Raw genomic sequence first — 16,851 nt, 5'->3', positions numbered from 1 at the left:
CCGACATTTCTTGGTGGAGGTGTGCGCTGTCAAACGAAACGATCCGCGCGAGGTGAATTTCACATCCTTGAAAATGCGCTGATGGCGATCGTATCGCCTTTCGTCTGCGGCGCTCCCGGCGCCATCATGAGGCAAACCAGAGCGATCTCGCAGACCAAAATGACCATTTCGCAGCGTGCCGAAGTCCACGACGTTGCCGTAGCATCTCGCCAGGAATGATCGTCCCGCGACTCTAGTTTTGCGGGGTTCGAGTCCCTGGTCCGCTAGATAGCGAGACCCAATATTTCGAAAACCCTACTTGAGAGATAGCGACGGTAAAGAACATAACCGCTTACTGGTCGCACCACTGGGCTTATTCGACCGAACATGGGCATTCGTCTTTGCACCACGTGACAATCAAAGCGCCGCCACAGTTGCAAAGCCGTGCTCTGCCGCCTGGAGAGCAGCGGCGATGTCGGCCTCGGTATGAGCGGCACAGAGGAACATGTTGTGCTTGGGATGGAAGTAAACGCCCCTGGCAAGCATCGCGCTGCAGAAGGCTGAACCCTTCCGGTAGTCCGGGTCCTCTTCAAACAAAAGGGTCGGCATTTGCACCGGTCCCGATTGGCGGATCGAAAGACCGAACTGGCGGGAGCGCGTCTCGAGGCCATCACGCAGCGTTTGCCCGAGCTGCGCAAGGCGGGTCGGCACATCGTCCCTGCGCACGATCTTCAATGTGGCGACGGCAGCAGCCATGGCGACGGCGCCGGCCCAGAATGACCCCGTGACGAAGACCTGGGACGCAGCACGACGCAGCCAGTCGGCACCGGTCACAGCCGCCAGGGCATGACCATTGGCGATCGCCTTGCTCCAGGCAGATAAATCGGGCTGAACGCCGAGCCCTTCCCAGCTACCCGCGGCATTGAGGCGGAGGCCGGCGCGAACTTCGTCGATGATAAGCGCCGCCCCCTTGCTGTCACAGATGCGACGCGCCGCACGCGCGAACTCCAGGGTTGGAAGTTCCTGGTCGACCCCGAGATCGTGGCGAAATGCCGAAATTAAAATTCCAGCAAGATCATCGCGCGCCGCGTCAGCCGCCGCCTCGAGACTCTCGACGTCGTTGAAAGTGAAATATCCGAGATGAGCGCGATCCTCCGCGGTCACGCCGAGAAGCGACGGTGAGCACCACGGCACGGCACCATGATAGGCCTTCTTGGCGACGAGGATCTTTCGCCGACCGGTTGCAGCCCTTGCGATCGTGACGCATGTCGTCGTCGCATCGGTACCGTTCTTCTGAAACTGGGTCCAATCGGCATGGCCCACCGTTTCGACGACGAGTTCAGCCAGCTCGACCATGATCTCGGCCGGACCGTTGAGACAGTCGCCGTCGCGCCGTTGACGCTCGGCCGCTTCCTCCACCTCGGGATGATGGTGGCCGAGCAAGTTGGGACCCCAGCTGCACATGAAGTCCACGTAGCGGTGACCGTCGACATCCCAGAGGACGCCGCCCTCGCCGCGGCTGAAGAACTGCGGATACGTCTCCGGCAACTTGGCCGCGTGGAGATGTCCCCACATCCCGCCTGGCACGACCTTCTCGGCCCGCGCCCGCAGGGCAGCATCCCTTGTCCTGATCAGTTCCGGCATGCCTTCTCTTTCTCTCTCTTCTAATTTTGATATATCATATATTATGTTGTCGATGACAAGGGAATTGTTGCTTTACCGGCCCAGACCCGTAGACCCTCTTGTCGAGGCTAGGGTCCGGATTCCGACTCCGTATCGGCGCGGATTGCCGAAACGGCCCAGACCTTTCGGGGACCGAGAATGGCTGACGTTGACCAGAGACATGGTGAAGGCGGCGTGGGCCCGGTGGCTCGCGACAGCCTGACGAGCCTGGTCTACAACAATCTGCGTCAGGCGCTGATGGAAGGCCGGTTCTGGCCGGGCCATCGCTTCAAGATTCGCGACCTTGCCGCGACCATGAACGTGTCGGAGACACCGATCCGCGAAGCCCTGATGCAGCTCGTGCGCGGTCGTGCGCTCGAGATGCAGGCGGGACGCTCGATCATGGTCGCCCACATGACGGCGAAGCAATATATCGAGCTCAGAACCGTCAGGCTGTTTCTCGAAGGACTTGCCGCCGAACACGCAACCACGCGCATCTCCGAAGCCGATATCGACAAGATGGAGGCCACTCACCGCGAGCTGATCAGCGCGGAGAAGGAGCGCAGATGGTCCGACGCGGTCCGCGCCAACTGGCAATTCCACCGCGGTCTCTATGATGGATCGGGTCTTCCCGAAGTGCTCGCCATCCTTGACGATATCTGGATGCGCAACGGACCCTTGTTGAATTTCCATTACCCGCACGCGCCCCCCACCTATCCAAACGAACATCAGCACCTGTCTGTTCTCAAGAATCTGCGGCAGCGCCGGCCGGACAAGGTTCGCGAGTCGATCCAGGCCGACATGATGGAGGGCGGCCAGAACCTCGTCCGGTTGCTGGAGAAGCATGGCGGCACGCGCTTCATGACTCCAGAGACGGCCATTGACGAGGAGGTGGAGATTGAAGCGACGCAAACGCGCGCCGCACCGCCATCCAAAGCAGCGCGCGCGAAAGCCAGGCGCCGCTGACAACCGCTCACGCGGAACGGGGCGCAGTGAATTGATCGAGGATGTTGCGGGTGATCCGCTGCGTGAACGGGTCGCCGCGCTTCAGCCCCATCACCCATTCGCAGGTCGCCGCCGTCAGCACCTCGCCTTTGCCGCGGGTCATGTGCACCATCATGCCCGAGCCGTATTTGTAACGGGCCAATCCCTCGGGCGTGACCTCGCCGGTGATGCATTCCACCAGGCCTTCGAGGTCGCTACTGCGCACGTAATAGCGGAAGCCCTCACCTGGCGGCTCGTCCTCGGCCAGGACGGCCGGCGCCATCGCCAGGATCTGGATGGTCTCGGGCTGCCCCTCGGCCGGGACCGGAAAAGGAAGACCGTTGCGGAACGTGTAGTCCAGCCCGTCGACCTCGTAGGCGAAGATGTGCTGCTTGTCGCCGAAGATATCGGCATAGTGCAGCCCTGTGCCGGCAAAGGCCCAATGCTCCGGGCGATAGACGGTAAAGCCTCTTTGGCCATTCGGCGCGAAGCCGCCCCAGGATGCGTAGAGACCGTGCGCGCCGTTCACGCCGACCGTCGAGGCGCCGGGCCAACGGACGTTGCGATCTTCCCAGGCCGACGTCATCAGACGCGCACGGTCCGTGCCGACGATCGGGTCCTTGTGGATAGCCTTGAACTTGTAGCAGACTTGGCGCTTGCCATCTTCTTCGAGCCGGATCTGCCACAGGAAATTGGCGCCGAAGCGCGCGAGCCGCCCGCCGCCTTCCACATAGCGCTCGATCGCCTCCCGCATCTCCCACGTCCAATACTCGTCATGGCCGATGATGGTGACGCAAGGATAGGCGTCGAGCAGTTCGGGCCGGTAGTGAAGATCGGTCTGGGTGATCATATCGAGGGCGTAGCCTTCCTTCTGCGCCCAGTGCACGAAATGCCGGTCGAACTGGGCCCAGCCCGCCGCTGCGTAATACTGGCCAAAGCCGTTGGCGAAAGCCCACTCCTTCATCGGGTAGCGCGGCGCGTCACCCATCTCGGGTACAGGATCGGCGCAGATGCGCGGCGCACCTGATGGCAGCCAGACCACGCCGCGCGTCCACGGCCGCTGCAGCGACAACACCGGCGAGGGCTCGTCCCTGTCAGGACCTTCGACCCCGAAATAATGATTGGCACCGCCGAAATCATTGTACGCGGTCCAGGTGCCGGTCGGTAGGATCATCAGGATCTTCGCGCGCCGCGTCGCCTCGGTCGGACGCACGACGAAGAAATGATGCTGGACGAAGCGGGCCCCGTTCGCTCGTTCGCACGACGAGACCACGCGATAGAATCCCGAGCGCAGATCCGGCGGCAATGTCCAGCGATGCGCGACGGGCCAGTTGCAGCCATTGCGATAGGCATCGGACGGCGTCGCCGTGAACACACCGTCAAGCGCGTCGATCTCATGCACCATCTCGGGTTCGAGATCGTCGCGATAGATCTGCAGCCGCCAGGCCTTTACCGTTGCGGAAGAGCGAAAGACGACTTCGTCTCCGGGGTCGTAAGACATTGCGTCGGTATAGGTGTAGACCTCCGCTACGGCAGGATCGCCGCGCGGCGCTTCGTACCAGGGCTGGCTGCCCCAGTGCTCGTCCGCATGCATCGGGCGCGCCTTGCGGGGAGCGACATTGAGGGCTCCCAATTCCGGGGCTTGAAAATCGCGCTTGTCCGGCATGACAGCCTCCCAGGTTCGAGAACCATCTCTGGCGACGAGATGGCAATTCTTGTGGAGCCGAAGTCCAGTCAGCCCGCTAGGCTCTGGCAGGCATGATGAAAGGCCGTGGATCGAGAAACCGGTTCACGACGTTCAGGGTGATCGTGCTGATGTTGTTGTCATAGTTGTTGTGGCCCAACGACATGCCGTAGGTGATCGATCCCGTCGCAAAGACCGCGCCACCGTGGGCGGTCTCGAAGAACACCATGTCGGCGCGCACCAGGGCATTTTGCGTCCCGTCGAGACCATCGACCACGGTGCGAAATTCCTCGGGCGTCGGCAGCGCGCCCGCGCCCAATCCTTCCGATGTCGCGATCCGCAACGCATGCGGCGGAGTTCCGAGCTCGAGATCGTAGCGGTCGATTTCGCTCCCGACGGCGCCGTTGTAGCGAAATCCAAAATCACCGAACTTGTCGTGACGGCCTGTGCCCTCGAAGATGAACGCGACACGCGTATCCTCGCTTTCAGCCGTCCGCAGATAGTAGCCGCAGGTATCGTTGATCATGGCCGAGAACCCGACGCCGACGAGCTTTTGGGGTGCAAAGCCCGAACGCCGCCACAGTGAGCCCGGCTCGCCGGTGCCGGCAAGATGAACTTCGCCCGGCTCCGATTCCCAAGTGCGGGTTCCGGCCATGCCGCGGCGAACCTCGAGCGCGGCGGGCGCGGCCGGATGAAAGCCGCAGCGCCAATAGAATGCATTGCCCCCCATCGAGATGTGCCGCCCGCCGGCGTTCTGATACGCCATGATCGCGTTCATCATATTGAGGCTATAATACTCGGGATGGGTCGGCGTCATCATGACCCGGTAAGGCGCAAGTGCACGCGCGCCTCCCCGGTCAAGCTCGACATCCGTGATCAGATCGTAGGCGATGCCTTTCTCCTCGAGCCAGTCGAGGATGTGGGTGTCGTTGATCAAATTGAACCAGTAGCCGCGCGGGCGCATGTTCAGGATGGGTCGCAGCCAGGAGCTGTACGCTCGCCCCGAGCCGTCGACATGGCAATCATAGGTCGACTGGCCGATCTCCGGGTTCTCCTGCATGAAGACGTCATCTTGCGGCAACCACAGAACATGCTCCATCAGCGTCTCGAAGTGGACTTGGTAGAGACGCAACGCGCTGTTGGCATAGGCGAGATAAGTCGCGACCGAAGCGACCACGACGAGATCTGCACGCCGCGACGTCTTGCCTGGTGTCACGAAGAAGGTGACGTAGCTCTCGCAGTCCCGGTCAGGATCGTCGCCCCCCGGGGTCAGCCGGAGCGCGTAGACGCCTGACCGCCAGTGGACCGGCACATCGAGCGTGCAGGTGGTCTGCCACTCGCAATCGTAGATGTCGTCGCTGTGGAAATGAATCGCCGCATATTCCTGCGGCGACATCCGCCAGTCGTGGACGGATCCAGACCAGTGAAAGCCTGTCACGCCCCTGCGCGGTAACTGGCGGAGGTTGCCGTGCAGGCCGTTCGGCGAAAGATCCCTGATCGACGTTGACGAGATTCCATTCGAGAAGTCCCAGAAGGCGACAAGCCCGACATCACTTGCTCCCGTCCGCTGCCGGCCGTCGAAGACACGCAGCGCCTCTGGGTCCAGCGAACGCGAAAAGACACGAGGCGCCTCGATCTTGCCGTCGAAGTGCGAGGTATATTGGCGATCGCCGTTCAGATGGTGGGCCGCGATCAGGAACGGCAGTCCGGAGTCGAATGCAGCCGCTTGCGGCAGGACGAACGATTTCGAATAGGCGGCCGCCGGCCGAACGCCGTCTGCCGGAACGATCAGCGACACGGAGGCCGATCCTTGGGCAAGATCAAGCGCGCACGATACGAATGCCCAGACGCGCAGGCGCAGCTTGACGTCGAGGGCAAAGCGGGCTGGCGTACCGCTCGCTTGACCCAGCACCAGGACCGGATGCCCCTCCTCGTCGAGCTCGAGCCCATAGCCGCGCGCCGAGCGCTCGCACCAATTTCCCATCACGGCTTTGGCATTATCCACGATCCGCGTCGGATACACGTAGGCTCCGAAACACCAGTGCCCGCCGGTCGGGACCAGTGCACCGTCGTGATCAACGACAGCGTTGGATCCCGGGCGGATCGGCTGGTCGAGGCAGGCATGCTCACCGTCTATGCTGCTCGTCATCACCTCATATTTGAAGCCCGGGCCGTTTGCATCGACGTCGCCGCTGCGCAGCCTGAGCACCTCGATCTTCACGCTCGGCCGCTTGCTGCTCAGCTGGAATCTGACGGACTCACCAGCCGGGACGCTGATGCTATCCGGATAGCCGAGATACTCGTTGGTCCTATAGATCACCGGAGACCTCCGCGGGCAGCGTCGTGCCCGTCATGTCCTGCCAACGCAGCTTGAACACGTGCCACTCCGCTTCAGCGAGAGAGGTGAAGACGCGATCATCGACGAAAGGCATCGGATCGCCCCGGCGCTTGGGGATGCGTGACAGCCGCCAGGCCTTGCCGGGTTCGAGCACGATCAGGACCAGTCGCCCTTCCGGCCTGCCCCATCGCATCCGCGCCAACAGCTTGCGAAGTTCCGGGCTATGTACGCCGAGTGGACTTGCGCGGAACTCCTCGACGAGATCGAGCCGTCCGGGATCGATCACGTAGCGCATCGCACCGGGGTCACTGGTGTGATCCATCGTACGTCCTCATCTTGCAAAGGCGAATGGCGGAGGCGGCTGCCGCGGATCAGCGGGTCAGCCAGGCCATCCACCGCTCCCGCAGCTCGTTACGATGTTCGCCGATCCAGGCGAAATCGGGCTTGACCAGCTTTTCGTAATTCTCCGGCGAAGTCGCGTAGAGATTGCGCTCCTCCGGCTTCAGCAGCTCGATGGCCGATCTGCTGGCCGTCGCATAGTTGACGGCGCGCATGAACGGCACATGCGCATCGGAGCTTGCATAGAAGAAGTCGAGATAGGCCATGGCGGCATTGAGGTCAGGCGCCCCCTTGAGAACAGCCATGTAACCGGTGTCGCGAATGGCCTGGTCCCAGGACATGGCGACCGGTACGCCCTCCTTCACGACGGCAAGCGCGCGGCCTGAGTAGCTCATGGCCATGACGACCTCGCGGCTGCGCATGATCTGTTGCACCTGATCGCCCGTCTTCCACCATACCGCGACATTGGGACGGATCTCGTCCAGCTTCTTGTAGGCGCGACCGATGTCCAGCGGGAAAAGCTGCTCCGGCTTGACGCCGTCGGCGAGCAGCGCGGCGACCGGCACCCACCAATCGCTGTCGCCGGTATCGGGCAGTCCTCGCGGCCCGGGAAACTGCTTGACGTCCCAGAAGTCCGCCCATGTCCTGGGCGCCTTGTCCTTGAACGTCTCGGTATTGTAGGTGATCAGCATGCCGCCGGTCGTGCGGGCGACACCGTAGGGCTGACAAGCGTCGGAGACACCGAACTTCTGGACGCTCGGCAATTTCGCACAGTCGATCTTCTCGAGCAGGTCGGTGCGCCCCACCAGATCGGGACCTGTTGCCGTGACGATGTCGAACTCCACCTTGCCGGTTCGCTGCATCGCCTTGGCGCGCGCCCACTGGTCCGGGACCTCGATTGCGACCGGGACGATCTCGACATTCTTGGCCTTGTTGAAGGGATCGTAGAAATATTTCGCGAGGGTGTTGCCCATCAGACCACCGGTCGTGGCAATCACCAACTGGTCTTCCAGCTTTTCAGCCGCGGCCGGCAACGCTCCGCAAAGCGCCAAAGCAACCACGAAAGCTGCCGACTTCCACATCCAACCTGTTCTCAACATCGACGGTCTCCTCTCTGGCTTCTCACCTGACGCTACCGGGTGACGCTGCGGGATCTGAGGACATGGGCCCCCAGCAGAATCAAAATGGACAAGACGATCAACAGTGTCGCGATCGCGGGAATCACCGGCGTCAGGTTCTGCTCGATGTCTTCGAACATTCGACGCGGCAGCGTCTTCTGGCGCACACCGGACAAAAAGAACGACACCACCGGTTCGTCGAAGGAGATGATGAAGGCAAACAGCGCGCTGCTGGCAAGGCTCGGCAGGACGAGTGGCAACGTGACCAGGCGGAAGGCCTGGAAGCGTGTCGCGCCGCAGCTCATGGCCGCCGCCTCCAGATTGGCATCGACCTTTGCCAAGGCCGCGGCCATCGTGAACACGACGAACGGCAGGGTGAGCACCGTATGCGCCAGCACGAAGCCGGGAATGGTGCCGGAGAGACCGATCGTCTGAAAAAACAGATAGAGGCCGACGGCAAGCGCGATATGCGGCACGATGATCGGCCCGATCAGGAGGATCTGGAAAGCCGTGACCAGCCGGCTACGGCCGCGGATCATGGCATAGGTCGCGGCCGTGCCGATGACCGACGCGCAAAGGGCAGTCAACAAGGCCACCTGCACGCTGAGCCAGGTCGCGGCACGCCATTGCCTGCTGTCGAAATATTCCGAGTACCATTTCAGCGTGAAGCCGGACGGCGGAAATGCCAGATAGTCGTTCTGGCTGAACGACATCGGAATGACGATAACTAGCGGCACGATAATGAAGGCCAGCACGGCATAGACATAGGCCCCCAGCGCGAGCGATCCGCGGTCAGCAGGCGGCTTCACGAGGCATTCCCCATCAGACGGTCGAACCGGAGCGTCTTGCTGAAGAAGATCGCCAGCAACGTCACGAATACGGTCAGCACCCCGACCAGAGCCGCAGCGAAGGGCCAATCGAGCACCTCACGGATCTGTTTCGAAACGAGCGTCGAGATCATCATCTCCTGCGGCGAGCCGAGCAGCGCGGGCGTAATGAAGAAGCCGAGCGCAGTGAGGAACACCAGCAGCGAGCCGGAGACGACGCCCGGCAGGCTCAAGGGAAGGATGACTTCCAGAAAGGTCCGCAGACGCGTCGCGCCGAGCACGGCGGCCGCACGCCCATAGTCGTCAGGAATGCTGCGCAATGCGCCGTAGATCGGCAGGATCATGAACGGCAAGAGCACATGGGTCATGGCGATGACCACCGCGCTCTGGGTATAAAGCAGCTTGAACGGCTGAGAGGTCAGACCGAGAGCCATCAACGCCGAATTGATCAGTCCGTTGCGCTGGAACAGAAAGGACCAGGCGGCGGTGCGCACGAGGACGCTCGACCAGAGCGGCAGGATGACACAGATCGCAACAAGCGCCGCGACAGTCCCCTTCGCCCGACTCATGTAATAGGCCACCGGGAAGCCGAGAACCACCGACAAAGCCGTCACTAGCGTCGCGGTCCAGAGCGTGCGCATCAGGACGCGCATGTGAACCGGATTTTCAACGACGCGCGCGTAGTTCTCCAAGGTCGGATGCGGCTCGAAGATGCTGATCACCAGGAGCTGCAGGATCGGATAGACGAAGACGAAGGCGATGATGGCGAAGAATGGCAGGAGCAGCAGCAGCGTCGACAGGCCACTGAGCCGGCGACCGTCGGAATGCCAGAAATGCGATCGCCGCGCCTCCGTCATCGCCGGCTCCCTCGGTAAAGCAGCATTGCCTCCACGGGGACGGTAAAGGACGCGACGTCGCCCGGGGCCAAGGCGCTGAGCTGCGAGGCGCCAGGAATTCGCGCGCGCATCTCGGTGCCGTCAGGCAGACGACCGATCAAAAGCAGCGCCGCCCCTGCATAGACAATGTCGCTCAGCGTCACAGTGATGACTTGCCCGCCCGAACCGGCGCCAAGTTGCAGCCGCTCGGGCCTCACGGCCAGCAGCGCTGCTTCGCCGGCTGCAACCGGCTCGACGGCCGCCGTGGCCGGCAGGCGCCATGTTTCACCCCATGGCAGTGCCACCGAGACGTTGTCGCCGACGCTTTCGACGGTGACGCCGACGAAATTCATCTCGCCGATGAAGCCGGCGGTGAAGAGATTCGTCGGCCTTTCATAAAGCTGGCGCGCCGGCCCGATCTGCTGGATCTTGCCATCCTTCAGGACAGCGATCCGGTCGGCCATGGTCAGCGCCTCGCTTTGGTCGTGGGTAACGAAGATGACGGTGATGCCAAGCTCGGCATGCAGTCGCTTGATCTCGAGCTGCATGTCTTCGCGCAGGTTCTTGTCGAGCGCACTGAGCGGCTCATCCATCAACAGCACGCGCGGCTGATAGACGATCGCGCGCGCCAGCGCCACGCGTTGCTGTTGGCCGCCGGACAGCTCATTCGGACGACGATGGCCATAGCCCGCCAGACGCACGGTCGCGAGCGCGGCTTCGGCGCGCGCATGGCGTTCAGCCGTCCGCAGACCGCGCATCTTCAAGGGAAAGGCGACATTATCGAGAATCGACATGTGGGGGAACAGCGTGTAGTTCTGGAACACCATTCCCAGGTTGCGCCGGTTCGAAGGGACATAGGTCAGGTCTTCGGAATCGACGTGAATGCTGCCGCTGGTCGGGAATTCGAATCCGGCAACGCTCATCAGGATCGTGGTCTTCCCGGAGCCGCTCGGTCCGAGCAGGGCGATAAATTCACCGGCAGCAATATCGATATCGACGCCATCGACGGCGGACACGGCGCCGAAACGCTTCTCGAGGCGACTGATGCGGATCGATGCGCCCGACGCCGATTGTGTTGCCGATGCAATATTCACGGAGTCTCACGTCCCTTCCGTTTGCCTTCGATGCAGGGCGACAGCCCTTGCACTTCAATTCTCAGTCGGGCTCCCCCGGTTCGATATAATATTTGATATATCAGGCTATCGCGCAACGAACCGCGCGACAAGGGCCATCTGCGCATCGAGCATGGGCTTTCCGCCGATGGCCCTTGCGCCCTGCGCAGCCGCCCTTGCGAGCAGCCGCGTGATTGCAGGATTGACAATGATGTCGCTGACGGTGGCGCCCGGACCCACGCCTTCGATGTCCAGTGGGAGCGGATCATCCGGTTTCATGCCGAGCGACGTCGTATTGACGATGAGATCGAAGGTGCGCGCGTCCGCACGGCCGGCGCTGACCTTCGTTGCCGGATAGTGCGCAGCTACGGCAGCCGCAAGCGCGCGGGCCTTCTCCCCATTCCGGTTCATGATCGTGATTTCGCGCGCGCCGGCCTCTGCCAGGCCAAATGCGGTTGCGCGTCCTGCGCCACCGGCACCGACCTGGAGCACCTTCCGATCGCGAACCGCAACGTCATGCTGAGCGAGGCTGGCGATGAATCCCCGCGCGTCCAGATTGTCGCCAACAAGGCGCCCTTCGGCCGTTCGCTTGACGAAGTTGACCGCGCCGATGAGCCGTGCCGTCGGCGTGATCTCATCCAGATGCTCGATCACGCAGGTCTTGTGCGGGATCGTGACGCCGAAGCCGTAGACGTTGCGCATGAGCCTGATGGTTGCAACGACGCGGCCCAGATCGCCTGAGAGGACATGGATCGGCGACACCGCGAGGTCGTCGCCGATCGATGCGAAATAGGCATTCATGACCGCACTCGCCCGCACATGATCGATCGGGTCGGCGAGCACGAACATGATCTTGGTCTTGCCGGTGATCTCCATGGAGCTCTCCTTCTCAGGCCGGAAGAGCAGCGCGGCCGTAGCTGCCATAGCGCTCGACCACCCTCGCCATCTCGTCGTCGGCAAGGATTGCGGGCGCGCCGGCCTGACAGGCGAGCAGATACTGCCGGGCAAGGGTTTCGAGCTTCACGGTGAGGTCGAACGCCGCCTGCAGGTCTTTGCCGACGGCAATCATGCCGTGGTTCGCGAGCAGGCAGGCCTTGCGCTGTTTCAGCGCCGCGACGGCGCCATCGGCGAGAGCCCTGGTGCCGAATGTGGCGTAGGGCGCACAAGGCACGTCGTTTCCGCCAAAGCTGGCGATCATGTAGTGGAATGACGGAATTGGCTTTGCGAGGCAGGACAACGCAACGCAGCAGTCGGCATGCGTGTGAACCACCGCGTTCACATGCGGATAGGCGTTCATGATCGCCAGATGCATGTGCCATTCACTGGAGGGCAAGCCGCCGCCGACCACCGTTCCGTCGCGCTTCAGATGGACGAGATCGTCAATCGTCGTGTTGCTGCTATTGCCGCCGGTCGGCGTGATGAGAACGTCGTCTCCGATACGACAGCTGACATTTCCGCTGCTGCCGTGGTTGAATCCCTTGGCCTCCAGGCGCGCCACAATATCCAGCACGGATTGTCTGAGTTCGCGCTCGTTCAATTGGCTCTCCCAGGATCCAGCATCACTTCGAGCGTGGTCGCGAACAGATCGACGGGGCCCAGCTTGCCAGACTTGAGACAAAGGGCCACCGGATCCTCGTCTTCGGTCACCGCAGTGCCGATGCCGGGTCCACCATAAGGACCGACCCGCAAACGTCTGATGCCGAGGTGCTCGACGATTGCACCAGACGTCTCGCCACCGGCCACGACGAAGCGCCGCACGCCGACACTGCGAAGAGAGACAGCGAGCCGGCCAAGAATGGCTTCGGCGAGTTGCGCCGCGCCTTCACGGCCGTATCGCTCCTGAGCCATCTTGACGGCCTCGGGCGCGCCCGAAGTGGCGAAACCGACAGGACCGTGATGCAGCCGTGGTCGTGCCCAGTCGAGCGCATCGCCAACCGTCGCCGCCACATCCCTGGCATTCAGGAGATCGATGCGGAGCACCGGATGACTCTTCTCGAATTCGGCGAGTTGCTCCAACGTCCGCTCGGCGCAACTCCCGGCGAGAACCACGCCGCCTCCGCCAACCGCGCGCAGGCAGGGCGGTCTCCTGGTGGCGCCGATGAGCCCCCGCGCCCTCCAGATGTCCGGATAGTGCTGCACGATGGTCGCATTGCCCGTCATCAGCTTCCAATCGCAGGTGAGCGCGGCAAGCGTATCGAGATCCCGATCGTAGATCGCGTCTGTTATGAAGTAGCGGATACCGCGAGCCGCCGCTTCCGCGATCGCGCGTCCGGCCGCCTCCGCGCCGGCACTGACCAGCGCATGCGCCAAAAGGCCAACCTTGGCCCGCGTTTGACGCTGTAGAACCCGAACCAGATCGGGATCGGTCATCGGCGTCAGCGGATCATGGCGTTTCGGCGAGTCCGAGATCAGCTCGGTCCCGAGAAAGAGATGGCCGTTATAGACAGTCCTTCGAAGGGCGGGAGAAGCCGGGCAGAAGGCAGTGTGTTCGGCGCCGGTCAGCCGCATCAGCAGGTCGGCGACCGGGCCGATATTGCCCTGGTCGGTGGAATCGAACGTCGCACAATATTTGAAGAAGATTTGCCTGGCGTCCCGCGCAAGTAGCGCCCGTGCCGCCTTCTCTGTCATGCTGACGGCCTCGCCCGCGGGGATCACCCGTGTCTTCTGCGCGATGACGATAGCCGGCACGTCGCCGCAGCTGTCGACGACCTCGGGGTCGGTGACAAATCCGCATTCAATCCCGGCAGCGACCAGCATGGCGGCCGTTTCCATGCCGCCCGTCAGATCGTCCGCCACCACTCCGAAGATGAGCGTCCTCATGCAGATCCCGTGCGTTTCGTGCCATTTGATACATGATATATCAAATATTGGCAATACCTGATACCGCGGACGGCGACTACGGCCAGGTCCTGCTTGGCAGACTTCCGGTCGCAGCCCCGCCTGTGATTACAGATGTCTCCTATCAGGAACGGGAACCGCGCCGCGCAATCACGTCCGCATCCGGACAACCCTCCGCGAGGTCACCGTCCTCGCTACCCACCTCGCTCTCTCGATTCATGAGCGCCAAGCGCAGGCCCGCGCGATCGCCAGCCTAGTGGCGGTCGGCGATTTCAACGACTGGCTTTGGGTTAAATCCGTACGGCGCGCATTGGCCGACGTTGCCCAGTGCGTACGCAGCTGCGAATATTTCCGTCATGGCTGCCAATGTCGAGCCGGGACAACGGGGCGTTGCAGATTCAGGGTCCCAGGTTGGATTTCGGCGTCAACGATGAAGGTATATGCATCATCCTGCATCTACTAGACTAGTTGCACGGGTTTCAGCTGATGCTGGCGGCCAGCGCAGCGGCCTCCGGAAGAAGTTCAGCGGCAATTTCAAACGAGCGCAGTCGTGCCGTATGGTCGTAGATCTGGGCCGTCAAAATGAGCTCATCCGCCCGGGTCTCCGCGATGATCCGGACCAGCCCGCTTTGCACAGTGGCGGGGCTGCCCACGGTCGAATAAGCCAGCGACTCCTTAACCATCGCCCGCTCTGTGGGCGAGGAGCGCCGATCCATGTCGTCGACCGGCGGCGGCAGCGGTCCCGGTGAGCCCCGCCTCAAGTTGATGAACTGCTGCTGCAACGATGTGAATAGGCGCTGCGCCTCCGCATCAGAATCGGCGGCAAAGACATTGACGCCTACCATGGCGTACGGCGCTTGCAGAAATTGCGACGGCTGAAACCGGGAGCGGTATATGCTCAGCGCGTTGAACAGCTCTCCCGGCGCAAAGTGGGACGCAAATGCAAATGGGAGCCCGAGCGTTGCGGCGAGTTGCGCGCTGTACGTGCTGGAACCCAAGAGCCAGACCGGCACCCTGAGCCCGGCGCCGGGAACGGCCCGCACGGCCTGACCAGGTTGCACCGGTCCGAGCAGCGCCATCAATTCCACGACGTCGCGGGGGAAGCTTTCGGCGCCTGCCGCCAGGCTCCGCCGCAAAGCACCCGCCGTTCGCTGGTCCGTCCCGGGAGCGCGGCCGAGACCAAGATCGATGCGGCCCTCGTAAAGGGACTCCAGCGTCCCGAACTGCTCGGCAATGATCAGCGGCGCATGGTTCGGCAGCATGATGCCGCCCGACCCCACCCGGATCGTCTTGGTGCCCCCGGCAATGTAGCCGATCACCACCGCGGTCGCAGCGCTTGCGATGCCCGGCATGTTGTGATGCTCGGCCAGCCAGAAGCGCCTGTAATTCCAACGCTCGGTATGCTGGGCGAGATCGAGCGAGTTGCGGAAGGCCCGGGCGGCGTCGCTGCCTTCGTTGATCGGCGCAAGGTCCAGTACTGAAAAGGGAATCACAATCGCCTCCAGCTATTCGCGGCGCCCGGTCGCTCCGGTCAGGTTCGTATTCAGCCATCGTTCGGCACAAACCATTCTCCGCCGATCGCTTGGTGGCCAATGAAATTTCAACCCGGCGCCACTGAACGCGCCGGTGCTCAGCCCGCGCCATGCGCTAAACCTCATCGGCGGTCTAAGCTTCTCAGCGATCGAAAGCTTCCCAGAAGTCTGATCAACCACACTACGGCTCTCATTTGGGGGGACCGCTGCTTCCCCTGGTGCTGTAGGCACGGGTGTCATTGGTGGGCTCAGGCAGCGCAGGAACGGGGCTCGCGTGAGGTTGGGCATATGCGCTTCGCGGTGTGTCGGAGGCCTGGCGCTCCCATCGTCGTCCGCCACCGGTCCCTTCCATCGCCCAAAGCATCAGAACAGCGCCAACGCAAGCCATCGCGATCACGAAGATGATCGCATAGGGTACATCTCTGTTCATGCGGTGCTCCATTGGTACCTGACGGATGCTGATGGCAGGCGTCGATAAGTCGAGGCCTCTCGCGAGTGAGGACCTCACATCAACCATTTGGGCTTGCCCACGATCCGGCTCAGTTGTGCTCTTCCAGTTGAGCGGCGCTGCCATGGACCGGACAGTTCGCGTCGGGAGCCGCAAGCATGCCAGCGGACTCCAACTCCTCCGCCTTGGTCTCATGGCAGATCACGTGGCACGTGCAACCAAGCTGGATCGCTTCCGTGGTTCCCGGTGATGGCACAGAGTAGTGCAATGTGTGCGGTACGCGCATAATAGCCTCCGCTTCTTTGACATCATGCCGCTGCGGCGGTGTGCACCGGCTGACCGCTTCGACTGGTCCGCGCTATCTCGAGAAAGGCGCGAAGCTGTTGCACGACGGTCGGGCCGCTGAGCGATCAAACCGATTCCGTGGCGGCTACTTGCCGTTCGGACGCCCGCTGGGCAAGCCGATCGTACTCCTCGGCAATCTCCAGCAGGCGTTCGCGCGAGTGTCTCATGCTAAATTGCTCCGCCTTGTCTCTCGTCCTCTCAGCGCACGTCACGGAATCTACAAGGACCGCAGTCCAGATCACGTCATGCTGCCCGGCATGAAGCATCGAATCGTGATGCCCGACAGCCCCTTGATCGGCCACACCATCGCCCTGCCGACCCGGTTCGGCTCGGTGAGCACGGCATCATCGGGGACCACGATCCATTCGTTGTCGATGCGGACACGAAAATGACCGTCTTTCGATTCCCAATCCGGGTCGGCAATCGCAAGACCGTCAGTAACCGAACAACATGGACCTTTGCCGGACTTGAGACTATCGAACCATGGCTTGAGGGGAGATAGCGAATAGCGGCCGTCGTCACGGGCTTGAGCGGTGCCGATTAGCAGCGCGACGAGAATGATAAGGCTCAATCGGCGGAAGAAAGTTTCCATGATTGCGTGCCGAGAGCTGTTAAGGCCGCGAGCTGTGAAGGCTATGAGGATCGCGCCTAGCGGCTCGTGCTTTAAGCGAAGTTATATGATCCACCGGAGCCGGCCTTGATAACAGTCAACCTGGAAGATCATTTCCGCGGCTGTGGAAATGAACTTTCGTGTAGGTATTGGTTACGCA

The 16,851-nt window shown here is 62.3% G+C and carries 13 protein-coding genes and 1 pseudogene; 1 reads left to right on the top strand and 13 read right to left on the bottom strand.

Annotated elements, in window-relative coordinates:
- Window positions 1-396: 396 nt before the first annotated feature.
- On the bottom strand, window positions 397-1,623 hold the full coding sequence (locus XH80_RS02685) for an aminotransferase class III-fold pyridoxal phosphate-dependent enzyme (RefSeq protein WP_271597208.1): 1,227 nt from the start codon (window positions 1,621-1,623) through the stop codon (window positions 397-399).
- A 177-nt stretch (window positions 1,624-1,800) separates the two neighbouring features.
- On the opposite strand from XH80_RS02685, the pseudogene XH80_RS02680 reads away from it, so the two are divergent.
- Window positions 1,801-2,505: pseudogene (locus XH80_RS02680) on the top strand (GntR family transcriptional regulator); the annotation flags it as partial.
- Between the two features lie 109 nt (window positions 2,506-2,614).
- Here the strand turns inward: XH80_RS02680 and XH80_RS02675 are convergent.
- The 12 genes from XH80_RS02675 to XH80_RS02620 all read right to left on the bottom strand — a co-directional run bounded on the left by XH80_RS02675 (window position 2,615) and on the right by XH80_RS02620 (window position 16,673).
- Window positions 2,615-4,291 carry a N,N-dimethylformamidase beta subunit family domain-containing protein gene (locus XH80_RS02675; protein WP_271597206.1) on the bottom strand — a complete coding sequence of 559 codons (1,677 nt, stop codon included), beginning with the start codon at window positions 4,289-4,291 and terminating at the stop codon, window positions 2,615-2,617.
- Between the two features lie 76 nt (window positions 4,292-4,367).
- Window positions 4,368-6,629, bottom strand: coding sequence for a N,N-dimethylformamidase beta subunit family domain-containing protein (locus tag XH80_RS02670; RefSeq protein WP_271597205.1), 2,262 nt, complete (start codon window positions 6,627-6,629; stop codon window positions 4,368-4,370).
- Entirely contained in the window at window positions 6,619-6,969 is a 351-nt protein-coding gene (locus XH80_RS02665) for a hypothetical protein (protein ID WP_271597204.1), read from the bottom strand. The genes XH80_RS02670 and XH80_RS02665 overlap by 11 nt, the downstream gene beginning before the upstream one ends.
- A 49-nt stretch (window positions 6,970-7,018) precedes the next feature.
- Window positions 7,019-8,086: an ABC transporter substrate-binding protein gene (locus XH80_RS02660; RefSeq protein WP_271597203.1), complete on the bottom strand. Its 1,068-nt coding sequence runs from the start codon at window positions 8,084-8,086 to the stop codon at window positions 7,019-7,021.
- Window positions 8,087-8,118: 32 nt separating this feature from the next.
- Complete coding sequence (locus XH80_RS02655; protein WP_057751280.1) at window positions 8,119-8,913, bottom strand: ABC transporter permease; 795 nt, start codon at window positions 8,911-8,913, stop codon at window positions 8,119-8,121.
- A complete protein-coding gene (locus XH80_RS02650) occupies window positions 8,910-9,788 on the bottom strand; it encodes an ABC transporter permease (protein ID WP_271597202.1) in 879 nt (292 codons plus the stop codon). The genes XH80_RS02655 and XH80_RS02650 overlap by 4 nt, the downstream gene beginning before the upstream one ends.
- Entirely contained in the window at window positions 9,785-10,894 is a 1,110-nt protein-coding gene (locus XH80_RS02645) for an ABC transporter ATP-binding protein (protein WP_271597227.1), read from the bottom strand. Before XH80_RS02645 ends, XH80_RS02650 begins: the two co-directional genes overlap by 4 nt.
- 111 nt (window positions 10,895-11,005) lie before the next feature.
- Entirely contained in the window at window positions 11,006-11,794 is a 789-nt protein-coding gene (locus XH80_RS02640) for a shikimate dehydrogenase family protein (RefSeq protein ID WP_271597201.1), read from the bottom strand.
- Between the two features lie 13 nt (window positions 11,795-11,807).
- Complete coding sequence (locus XH80_RS02635) at window positions 11,808-12,455, bottom strand: class II aldolase/adducin family protein (protein ID WP_271597200.1); 648 nt, start codon at window positions 12,453-12,455, stop codon at window positions 11,808-11,810.
- A complete protein-coding gene (gene otnK, locus XH80_RS02630) occupies window positions 12,452-13,738 on the bottom strand; it encodes a 3-oxo-tetronate kinase (protein WP_271597199.1) in 1,287 nt (428 codons plus the stop codon). Before otnK ends, XH80_RS02635 begins: the two co-directional genes overlap by 4 nt.
- Window positions 13,739-14,235: 497 nt before the next feature.
- Window positions 14,236-15,249 (bottom strand): LLM class flavin-dependent oxidoreductase, encoded by a 1,014-nt coding sequence (locus XH80_RS02625; protein ID WP_271597198.1) that lies wholly within the window; start codon window positions 15,247-15,249, stop codon window positions 14,236-14,238.
- Between the two features lie 1,070 nt (window positions 15,250-16,319).
- The gene (locus tag XH80_RS02620) at window positions 16,320-16,673 is read right to left on the bottom strand and encodes a hypothetical protein (protein WP_271597197.1); all 354 of its coding nucleotides are present in this window, start codon (window positions 16,671-16,673) and stop codon (window positions 16,320-16,322) included.
- Window positions 16,674-16,851 lie beyond the last annotated feature (178 nt).

Source organism: Bradyrhizobium sp. CCBAU 45384 (assembly GCF_028128665.1).
Taxonomy (GTDB): domain Bacteria; phylum Pseudomonadota; class Alphaproteobacteria; order Rhizobiales; family Xanthobacteraceae; genus Bradyrhizobium; species Bradyrhizobium manausense.
Note: the sequence above shows the minus strand (reverse complement) of the source record. Positions and strands in the feature narration are given on the sequence as shown.

What these genes read in the sequence shown, in the direction of transcription:
- XH80_RS02650 (WP_271597202.1), bottom strand. Translation starts at nt 9,788, where the DNA reads ATGACGGAGGCGCGGCGATCGCATTTCTGGCATTCCGACGGTCGCCGG.
- XH80_RS02660 (WP_271597203.1), bottom strand. Translation starts at nt 8,086, where the DNA reads ATGTTGAGAACAGGTTGGATGTGGAAGTCGGCAGCTTTCGTGGTTGCT.
- XH80_RS02675 (WP_271597206.1), bottom strand. Translation starts at nt 4,291, where the DNA reads ATGCCGGACAAGCGCGATTTTCAAGCCCCGGAATTGGGAGCCCTCAAT.
- XH80_RS02685 (WP_271597208.1), bottom strand. Translation starts at nt 1,623, where the DNA reads ATGCCGGAACTGATCAGGACAAGGGATGCTGCCCTGCGGGCGCGGGCC.
- XH80_RS02665 (WP_271597204.1), bottom strand. Translation starts at nt 6,969, where the DNA reads ATGGATCACACCAGTGACCCCGGTGCGATGCGCTACGTGATCGATCCC.
- XH80_RS02620 (WP_271597197.1), bottom strand. Translation starts at nt 16,673, where the DNA reads ATGGAAACTTTCTTCCGCCGATTGAGCCTTATCATTCTCGTCGCGCTG.
- otnK (WP_271597199.1), bottom strand. Translation starts at nt 13,738, where the DNA reads ATGAGGACGCTCATCTTCGGAGTGGTGGCGGACGATCTGACGGGCGGC.
- XH80_RS02640 (WP_271597201.1), bottom strand. Translation starts at nt 11,794, where the DNA reads ATGGAGATCACCGGCAAGACCAAGATCATGTTCGTGCTCGCCGACCCG.